Here is a 1,709-nt window from a genome sequence, read left to right on the forward strand (position 1 = left end):
ATCAGGAACCGATGCGCGCGAAGTCCGGTGTCAGCACGACTGCCGAACCGCCCTGTGCGCTGTCCGGTTGCGTGGGCATCTTGCGAGGCGACACTTTCTGGCTCCGCACCCGGCGCGCAAAAGCAGTGAGGAATGCGGCATATCCATTGCAACCGGGGCGAATGCCTTCGCGTGCCGCCTTGACTGGACCCATCTCCAGCGTATCGCCAAGATCGTATGCCAGATCGCCCTTGTCCCAGGCGGATTCGTCTTTGTGTGCCAACTTCACTTGCATGATTGTTCCTAAAAAAATTGGTGATGTCCGAAATGTTGTCGCTGCAAATGTGCGCGTGCGAATGAAGACAACTTTAGCGCCGGTGCCTATGAGCGTTCAAGGTTTTAATGAACATAAAAGTAAAAATATTTTGCTGTGCGCAACAAGATTGTCATTCGTAGATGTTGTTCATTCAAGTTCCTGCCGCATACACATTTTTCAACCCGCCGATGACGCCGATTCTGCACACGGCGATCGACTTCCCGACGGATGTGCTGGCCGGTTTGTTATCATGCGCGGCTGTTCTGCGGTTCTTCGAATATCTTGTTCATACCGCTTTGTCATCATCCTGAATCCAGTTGCAAACAATAAAAAGGTTTACACATGCTCCGCTTATCTTGCCTCTCATCCAGCCGCTCTTCCCTCGCCTCCTTTCTCAGCTTCGGCGTCCTTGCAGCATTGCTATCGGCCGCGAGCCTGGTGCATGCACAGCAAGTCTTGCGCGTCTCCGCCATCCCGGACGAAGCCCCGACCGAACTGCAGCGCAAATTCAAGCCGCTCGGCGCTTATCTTGAACAGAAGACCGGCATGAAGGTGGAATTCATTCCCGTCACCGATTACGCAGCGTCGGTCGAAGGCCTGGTGAGCAACAAGCTGGACATGGTCTGGTTCGGCGGCTTTACCTTCGTGCAGGCAAAGATGCGAAGCAACGGCAAGGTGACACCGCTGGTGCAGCGGGAAGAAGATGAACGCTTCAAGTCGGTGTTCATCACCAGCGACAAATCGATCACCCGCCTCGACGACCTGAAGGGGAAAACCTTCACCTTCGGGTCGGAGTCGTCGACATCCGGTCACCTGATGCCGCGCTTTTATCTGCTCGCAGCCAAGATCAACCCGGATAGCGACATGAAACGCGTGGCGTTTTCCGGCGCGCACGACGCGACGGCGGCGGCAGTCGCGGGCGGCAAGGTCGATGCCGGCGCGCTGAACGCGTCGGTATGGGAAAAGCTGGTGGCCGAGCGCAAGATCGATCCGAGCGCAGTCAGCGTCTTTTACACCACGCCGGGGTATTTCGATTACAACTGGACGGTGCGCTCGGACATGGATCCGGCATTGCGAAAGAAGATTACCGATGCCTTCCTCGCGCTCGATAAAGCCGATCCGAAAGGCAAGGAAATCCTGGAGCTTCAACGGGCAACCCGCTTCATTCCCACCAAGGCGGAAAATTACGAGGCGATTGAAAAGGCCGCCCGGCAGGCCGGATTGCTCAAGTAATGAGCTTTCGCCTCGAAGGCGTCGCGGTGCGCCATCACGCCACTGCGGCAGCGCCCGTCGCGCTGTCGGACATGACGCTGTCGATCGCGGCGGGTGAACACGTCGCGCTGGTCGGCCCGTCCGGCGCCGGCAAGACGACGCTTCTGCACACGCTGGCCTGCGCCCACCGGCCGCACGGCGG

General features: G+C 57.9%; 4 protein-coding genes. 3 read left to right on the plus strand and 1 reads right to left on the minus strand.

The annotated features are described in order from the left end of the window. Position 1 precedes the first annotated feature (1 nt). Complete coding sequence (locus tag V7080_RS14295) at positions 2–274, minus strand: hypothetical protein (RefSeq protein ID WP_334189065.1); 273 nt, start codon at positions 272–274, stop codon at positions 2–4. Positions 275–435: 161 nt separating this feature from the next. Here V7080_RS14295 and V7080_RS14300 point away from each other — a divergent pair, with 161 nt between their 5' ends. From V7080_RS14300 to V7080_RS14310, 3 genes are all read left to right on the plus strand, one after another. After that, on the plus strand, positions 436–606 hold the full coding sequence (locus tag V7080_RS14300; RefSeq protein ID WP_334189066.1) for a hypothetical protein: 171 nt from the start codon (positions 436–438) through the stop codon (positions 604–606). 31 nt (positions 607–637) lie between these two features. After that, positions 638–1,528 carry a putative selenate ABC transporter substrate-binding protein gene (locus V7080_RS14305; RefSeq protein WP_334189067.1) on the plus strand — a complete coding sequence of 297 codons (891 nt, stop codon included), beginning with the start codon at positions 638–640 and terminating at the stop codon, positions 1,526–1,528. Next, on the plus strand, positions 1,528–1,709 hold a 182-nt coding region (locus V7080_RS14310), incomplete at its 3' end, for an ATP-binding cassette domain-containing protein (protein WP_334189068.1). The genes V7080_RS14305 and V7080_RS14310, both read left to right, overlap by 1 nt.

This window comes from Noviherbaspirillum sp. (assembly GCF_036846085.1).
Taxonomy (GTDB): Bacteria; Pseudomonadota; Gammaproteobacteria; order Burkholderiales; family Burkholderiaceae_D; genus Noviherbaspirillum.